The following is a 6,889-nucleotide window of genomic DNA, read 5'->3' on the forward strand; positions in this document are numbered from 1 at the left end:
CTAGGAGTCTGCGCGGCAGAACTCCAGAGCGTGTTTTCTAGCAGAATGATTGGCGAACCGCGAGGTGCGGCACGAGACTGAGGCCGTGGTCAAGTTGCTTTGCGACGGCGCGGCGCGCATGCCGGACGGCAACGGGGACAGGTTTGCCCCCTTTTCCCGTCATGCCGTCCTCAATGTGCTCATCCTGCGCAGGTTCAGCGCCATACAGACGAGCTTCCACTCCGCTTTGACGCGCTCCAGGCCCCGCAGGCTGAACTGCCGGAATCCCAACACGTTCTTGATCCAGCCGTTGGGCGGTTCGGCGATCCATTTCCGTTTTCGGTAGGCGCTCTTGCCCGCCTCGCTCTCGAGCTTGTCGGCCATCTGCGCGGTGTGCGGATTGCGTTCGCGATCGAAGCCGAGTCGGCGCTTACCTTCCCGGCCCAGCGCCACCACCAGTTCGGTCCCGCACCCGTCGAGTTCCCGGAACGTTTGCTCCGAGCGGTAGCCGGTGTCGGCCAGCGCCTGGCGCGGTCGGTGTTCGACGTTGTCGCGCACGGCCTGCAGTACCCCCGCCAGTTGCCCGGCGTCGCTGGCGTTGTTGGTCAGCTCGGCCGCCACGATGATGTGGGCGGTCTCGTCGACCGCCGTCTGGGCGTTGTAGCTCGGATCGAAACCGCCGCCGGCGCGCTTCATGATGCGGCTGTCCGGATCGGTGAAGTTCTCCTGCGCCTTGTCCTCGGGCACTCCAAAGTCGCGCTTGTAGCGCCCGCCCTTCGGTTTGCCGTCACCGCCGCGCGGGCGACGCTCGTCATCGTCGCTGCGCCCGCGCGCCTGATCGGCCTCGCGCTGGCGCTGCTCGAGCCGCGCCCGGGCTTCAGCAATCGCCGTCAGCCGCGCCTCGCGCCGCGCGATCTCGGCCGGCACATCCCACTCGGGCTCGTTCCGCTCGGCGTCGTCGGCGGCCTTGGCCCGATTGAGCAGCGCCTCGATCTGCCGTTTCAACTCGGCCTCCGCCTTCACCATATGGCCGTAACTCATCGCCTTGTGGCGGCTGGCGTTTGCCTTGACCTTGGTGCCGTCGATGGCCACCGTCCCGAGCTTGACCAGCCCCATCTCGCGGGCCAGTCGCACCACCTGCACGAACAACTCGCTCAGCTCCTTCAAATGGACCGCGCGAAAGTCGCTCAGCGTGCGGTGGGCCGGGAAGTTGTCTGCCGCCAGGACCCGGAACGCCACATCCTCGTGCAGCTTGCGCGCGATCTTGCGCGAACTGAACACGCCCGTGGCGTACGCATACAGCAGCACCTTGACCATCATGGCCGGATGAAACGGCTGGTTGCGCGGTCCGCCACCGGCATACCGGGCGTGGAACGCGCTCAGATCCAACCCGTCGACCGCGTCGCTGATGAAGTACGCCAAGTGGCCTTCGGGTAGCCACTCCTGCAGCGCCTGGGGCAGCAGCATCTGCTGCTGCGGGCAATAGGGCAGATAGCTCGTCATCTCGACAGTCTACCGGCCCCGAAACGCCCGCGAGGACTTAACTCACCGACGCTTGGCTTCTGCCGCGCAGACTCCTAGCTGCGCCAGACCCCCAGCTCCGTCAGCTGCCTCGTCGCCGCCTCGGCCCAGCCGCGGTTGGCGGCAGGGCTGGCGGGGCTGGGGTGCAGCACGCGGCCGAACTTCACCCCGGGCAGGCCGGCAAGCGCCTCGCTGGCGCGCTTTTCCGCCCAGTTGCCGATGCCGATCACCCACTCGGGCTGCAGCGCCCCGACCAGGATGCGCAGATGCGCGTCGCAGGCCGCCAGCAGCGGGCGCTGCTCGGCCACCGGCAGCTTGTCGGGGGTGAGGTTGCGGCCACCCTCGAAGAACACCAGCGGGCAGTAGTTGGCGACGAAGTGCTCGGCGAAGAAGGCCTCGGGTGCGCCATAGCGGGCGCGGAACAGGCCCCACAGGCGCTGGCCGCTGACCTCCGAGCGCGCGCAGGCGAAGCCCTCCACCGGCCGTTTCGGGTTGACGATGAGCGGCTGCCCGACCGGGCCCTCCAGCCCCAGCCAGTCGCGCGCGCTGGCGATCTCGCCGAAGGGCACGCCGATCTGCGCCATGCCGAAGGGGCCGGGGTTCATGCCGACGAAGACCACCCGCCGGCGGCCGTCGCCATAGCGCTCGAGGTAGCGTTGGTGCACCTCCCAGGCGTAGTCGAGCGGGTTGTACACGTGGGTCACGGGCGGAGCGAAGGGGAGCGCGTCCACCGCCGCGGAGAGTTCGCGGGCGGCGTCGATCAGGATGCGGGCGGTCATGTCGGGAAGAGCAGCTTGAGCAGGTAGAGGGCGGCCATGCCGGCGCCGATGGTGGCGAGCACGTTGCGCGTGCGCCAGGCCACCAGCACCGCGACCAGCGCCGCCCAGGGGCGCGGGGTGTCGAAGGCGAAAACGACTTCGCCGCCGGCCACGAAGAGGGCACTCGCGGTCAGCGCGGCGAAGCTTGCCGGTGCGATGTGAAGGCACAAGGCATGCAGCCAGCGCGGCAGGCTGCGGCTGGCGAAGAGGCCGATCATCGCGTAGCGGTACAGGTAGGTCAGCAGGCCAACCAGCACCAGCAGCAGGAGCAGGGCTGTCGTGCTCATCGTGCCTGCTCCAGCCGGCGCACCGTCCACGCGCCAGCAGCGAGCCCGAGCACGATCGCCGCCACCAGGCCGAGCTTGTAGGGCAGGGCGGCGAAGGCGAGGGCGCCGAGGCCGGCCACCAGCGCCGCGGCCTGGCCTGCGCGCTCGCGCAGCAGCAGGGTGAGCAGGGCGATGAAGGTGAGCGGCACGGCGAAGTCGAGTTCCCATTCGGGCGGGATGGTGGTGCCGAACAGCAGGCCGGCGGCGGTGGACAACTGCCAGCCCGCCCACAGCGTGAAGCCGGCGCCGAGGAAGTACCAGTGGCGCAGGTCGGCGGTGGCGTTCGTGTGCTCGGCGTGGTCCGCCGCTGCCGCATGACGCTGCTGGTAGCGCAGCACCGCCACCGCGTAGGCCTCGTCGGTGAGCACGTAGGCCAGCAGCAGGCGCCAGCGCCGCGGCAGGTGGCGCACGTATTCGGCCATCGAGGCGCTGTAGAGCACGTGGCGCAGGTTGAGCAGGCCGGAGGTGAGCGCGATGGGAATGAAGCCCGCGCCGGCGGCCAGCATCTGCACGATGACGAGCTGGGCGGCGCCGGCGAAGACGATGGCCGAGGCGAGCTGCGCCAGCCAGGCCGGCACCCCGGCGGCGAGCGCCGCGATGCCGTAGATCATGCCGAAGGGCGCCACGCCGAGCAGCAGCGGCGCCTCGTCGCGGCAGCCGGCGAGGAACTCGCGGCGTGCGCTCGTGCCGGTGTGCGCCATCAGTCGTCCACCATGCCGTCGGTCTGCGGGCGGCCGAGGCGCGCGAGCGCGTCGCGCAGCCACCACACCATCACCACGCCCGGTACGGCGACCACGATCGAGAAGAGGAAGAAGGCCGGCCAGCCGATGCTCTGCGACAGCACGCCCGACAGCGGGCTGACGTAGATCCGCCCCACTGCGGCGAAGGCCGACAGCATGGCGTAGTGGGTCGCCGTGAAGCGCTGGTTGCACAGCCCCATCAGCAGCGCGACGAAGGCCACCGTGCCCATGCCGCCGCTGATGTTCTCGCCGGCGATCACGGTCAGCAGCAGCCAGTCGAGCGCGGCCGGCGTGTCGATCGCCACGAAGCCCCAGTCGAAGGCCGGCACCATGACTGCGCCCCAGGCGCCCTTGCCGAGCTCTGCGAGCAGGTAGAAGCCGAAGTTGGACACCAGCTGCAGCACGCCGAACAACAGCAGCGAGCGGTACAGCGCCAGCCGCGTCATGATCAGCCCGCCGATAAAGGCGCCGAGGATGGTCAGCCAGATGCCGATCACCTTGTTGGCGATGCCGACCTCTTCCTGCGAGAAGCCCATGCCCTTGATCAGGAAGGGCGTGGTCAGGCTGCCGGCGAAGGCGTCGCCGAGCTTGTAGAGGATGATCAGCGCCAGGAAGGCGGCCGCGCCCTGCTGTGCGAAGTAGCTCGACAGCGAGCGGTTGAGCGTCTCGAAGCCGGCACGACGCGCCGCCCAGCCCGCCAGCGGCAGCGCGAGCGCGATCTCCGCCATCACGAACAGGAGCTGGATCCAGCGGTTGGCGTCGTTCGGGTCGAGCCCGAGCAGGATCAGCGCCTGGCGGGCGCTCCAGTAGCCGGCGGCGACCCCGGCGAGCATCGCGGCGAAGCCGAGCAGCTCGCGCCTGGGGTCGGAATCGAGCGGCTTCAGCGCCGCCGACACGCGCGGCAGCGCCAGCAGCGACACCACCGCGCAGGCCGCCATGATCAGCGCCATGGTCTCGTATACCCGCGGCCACGACGCCCACTGCCCGGCCCAGATCAGCGCGATGCCGCCGGACAGGATCATCGCCAGGCGGTAGGCGAAGACGTGCACCGAGGCGCCCAGCCCGCGCTCGGCCTCGGGCAGCAGGTCGGTGCGGTAGGCGTCCACCACCACGTCCTGCGAGGCCGAGAGGAAGGCGATCGCCACCGCCGCGATGGCGAACAGGCCGGGCGTGGCCGTCGGCGACAGGCTCGCCATCCACCACAGCAGCGCCGCCAGCGCGAGCTGCGTCAGCGCCAGCCAGCCGCGCCGGCGCCCCAGCCAGGGCGGCTCGAAGCGGTCCATCAGCGGCGCCCACAGGAACTTGAAGGTATACGGGACGCCGACCAGGCCGAAAAAACCGATCGTGGCGAGGTCCACGCCGTCGACTGTCAGCCAGGCCTGCATGGCCTGACCGGTCAGCGCCAACGGCAGGCCGGAGGCGAAGCCGAGCACCAGGATGGCGGACAGGCGCCAGGCACGCGCGAACGCAGGAGAGGGAGGTGCGGACAAGGAGGAGCGGCCGGGGTGTTGCAGGGCCGCGCATTATCGCAGATCATCCGCGACCCCCCGGTTTACACAATTCGATACTTTGCTTGCGTCTGAAACGTTCTGACTCAACAATGCCGGCAAAGCAAAATTCCCCGATTCGTGGAGGTCGTTTTTCATGTCCCACACCGTGACCGTGGTCTTCGGAGGCGAGCGCGAGTACGAGTTCCCGCTGCGCGATGCCGACGTCGCCTCGACCACCAAGGAGCAGGCCCGCAGCTGGCTCGCCAGGGAATTCGAGGATCTCGAGTGCACCCCGTCCAACCCGATGGGCAAGGTGCTCGTCCTCGATATGGTGCTCAACGTTGCCAAGTACGGCGGCGAGAGCCGTTTCGAGCAGGCTGGCGAATGGGCGCGCAAGTACGCGCTCCATACCGCGGTCGCGCTCGATCGTCCGACCGTGCGGGTGGACGTCTCGTCCTTCGTGGTCGGCTGATCCTTTCGTTCGTTCAAGCCACCGCCGCCTTCCGCGGCGGTGCTTCCAGCAAGGCCTCGACCAGGCGCGCGGCGGTCTCGTCCCCGCGCTCCTCCACCATGCGCAGCAGTGGGCCCGGGTTGTCGCGGTTAGGGGACTCTGCCCGGCTCGACTGCCACAGCGCGGCGAGCGTGCTTTCCAGAAAGCCGCGGTCCGTATCGCGCCCGACCAGCACCACCACGCGCTCCAGCGCCACGTGGTCGAGCAGCTGCTGCAGCTCGTAGCGGCAGCCCTCGTTCTGCGGCGAGAAGCCGCGCAGGTCCATCAATACCGCATCCGCCGCCCGCGCCAGGCACAGCATGGTCGGGCGCCAGGTGTCGTCGTGGCAGAAGAACTCGTTGACGCGGTGGCGGCCGTCCGGGTCCGGCCCCAGCGCGCGTGCCGCATGGCGCCGCGCGAGGTCGGCCTCGTCGCGCACGAAGGCGCGCGACAGCCGTCCGCCGACGAAATCCAGGAACTCGTGCGGCTCCACCGCGGTGGTGGCGAGGTCGGGGCCGGCGATCATGTCGATGTTGCCGATGCGCAGCCAGCGCTTGCCGAAGGCGTCGAAGAGGCGCTCGCTGCGCGCCCCGAGCGCGAACACGCGCAGCAGCAGCAGCCCGGGTTCCGGGGCTTGCGCGTGCCCGAGCCCGGCGAGGCGGAAGCCGGCCACCGTCGTCAGCTTCCAGGCGAGGAAGGCGAGCGGGCCGGCCGCGAGCCAGGCGAGCCCCTCGAAGGCGAAGCCCACCGACTGCACGACCGCGAACAGCAGCCACATCGCCTCCAGGGTGAGGAGCTGGTCGCTGCTGCGGCGTGCGACGTGGCGCCTGCCCAGCCACTTCAGCACCCGCCGGCCGAGCAGTGCGGCGACGGCGGTCCCGACGAGCAGGAGTGCCCAGAAGGTCTGCGTGCCGTCGAGGCCGAGCGCGCCGCCGACGCCGATCGCCAGGCGCATCGTCGCCTCGCTCTGCCCCGCCAGCCGGACCGCCGCCTCCGCACCGATCACCGCGACCAGCATGAAGGCGAGCACCAGCGGTCCTACCGCACGGATGCGCCGGTGCAGGAAGGCGAGCAGCAGCACGGTCGGCGGCAGGTTGGTGCTGGCCCAGAAACGCGCGAGATCGAGCGCGGAAAGCTCCGGGTTGCGCGCCAGCGCCCACGCGGCGAGGGCGAGCATGAGCAGGACGTAGGCCAGTCCCAGCGCCAGACGTTGTCGCGTCGTGCCCGCCGTCACCAGCCCGACCGCGAGCACGGCCGGCCACGCGTGACAGGCGAACACCAGCAGGAAGCGGACCAGCACGAAGCCGCCGTCCCCCCAGGTGAACTGCATCCAGGCGGCGGTGAGCACCAGGGCGCAGGCGAGCCCGGCGAGCAGATGGACGAGGCCGGCCGCGCGCAAAGATCGCCGCAGCGCCGCCAGCGTCGGGCTGTCGTGCGCGGCGTTTGCCCCGCACAACTCCAGGCGCAGCGCTGCCGCTGGTGGTGCCGCGGGGGCGGTCTGCGGCCGGCGCGAGCCGCCGAGCCC

General features: G+C 70.2%; 7 protein-coding genes. 1 reads left to right on the top strand and 6 read right to left on the bottom strand.

The window, feature by feature from the left end:
* Positions 1 to 159: 159 nt before the first annotated feature.
* The 5 genes from C665_RS17325 to C665_RS17345 all read right to left on the bottom strand — a co-directional run bounded on the left by C665_RS17325 (position 160) and on the right by C665_RS17345 (position 4,874).
* Positions 160 to 1,482 (bottom strand): IS1182 family transposase, encoded by a 1,323-nt coding sequence (locus C665_RS17325; protein ID WP_004301215.1) that lies wholly within the window; start codon positions 1,480 to 1,482, stop codon positions 160 to 162.
* Between the two features lie 74 nt (positions 1,483 to 1,556).
* Positions 1,557 to 2,279 carry a uracil-DNA glycosylase family protein gene (locus tag C665_RS17330; protein WP_004324374.1) on the bottom strand — a complete coding sequence of 241 codons (723 nt, stop codon included), beginning with the start codon at positions 2,277 to 2,279 and terminating at the stop codon, positions 1,557 to 1,559.
* Positions 2,276 to 2,605 (bottom strand): AzlD domain-containing protein, encoded by a 330-nt coding sequence (locus C665_RS17335; RefSeq protein ID WP_004324376.1) that lies wholly within the window; start codon positions 2,603 to 2,605, stop codon positions 2,276 to 2,278. Before C665_RS17335 ends, C665_RS17330 begins: the two co-directional genes overlap by 4 nt.
* A complete protein-coding gene (locus tag C665_RS17340; RefSeq protein ID WP_004324377.1) occupies positions 2,602 to 3,345 on the bottom strand; it encodes an AzlC family ABC transporter permease in 744 nt (247 codons plus the stop codon). Before C665_RS17340 ends, C665_RS17335 begins: the two co-directional genes overlap by 4 nt.
* A complete protein-coding gene (locus C665_RS17345) occupies positions 3,345 to 4,874 on the bottom strand; it encodes an AmpG family muropeptide MFS transporter (RefSeq protein WP_004324379.1) in 1,530 nt (509 codons plus the stop codon). Before C665_RS17345 ends, C665_RS17340 begins: the two co-directional genes overlap by 1 nt.
* A gap of 154 nt (positions 4,875 to 5,028) precedes the next feature.
* Between C665_RS17345 and C665_RS17350 the strand changes: the two genes are divergently transcribed.
* Complete coding sequence (locus tag C665_RS17350; protein ID WP_004324381.1) at positions 5,029 to 5,346, top strand: hypothetical protein; 318 nt, start codon at positions 5,029 to 5,031, stop codon at positions 5,344 to 5,346.
* A 13-nt stretch (positions 5,347 to 5,359) separates the two neighbouring features.
* On the opposite strand, the gene C665_RS17355 is transcribed toward C665_RS17350, so the two are convergent.
* Positions 5,360 to 6,889, bottom strand: a 1,530-nt coding sequence (locus C665_RS17355) for a hypothetical protein (protein ID WP_051021771.1), incomplete at its 5' end; no start/stop codon positions are given.

This window comes from Thauera aminoaromatica S2 (assembly GCF_000310185.1).
In the GTDB taxonomy this organism is placed as follows: Bacteria; Pseudomonadota; Gammaproteobacteria; order Burkholderiales; family Rhodocyclaceae; genus Thauera; species Thauera aminoaromatica.

Coding starts and splice junctions, on each gene's coding strand:
- C665_RS17325 (WP_004301215.1), bottom strand. CDS start 1,482: ATGACGAGCTATCTGCCCTATTGCCCGCAGCAGCAGATGCTGCTGCCC.
- C665_RS17330 (WP_004324374.1), bottom strand. CDS start 2,279: ATGACCGCCCGCATCCTGATCGACGCCGCCCGCGAACTCTCCGCGGCG.
- C665_RS17335 (WP_004324376.1), bottom strand. CDS start 2,605: ATGAGCACGACAGCCCTGCTCCTGCTGCTGGTGCTGGTTGGCCTGCTG.
- C665_RS17340 (WP_004324377.1), bottom strand. CDS start 3,345: ATGGCGCACACCGGCACGAGCGCACGCCGCGAGTTCCTCGCCGGCTGC.
- C665_RS17350 (WP_004324381.1), top strand. CDS start 5,029: ATGTCCCACACCGTGACCGTGGTCTTCGGAGGCGAGCGCGAGTACGAG.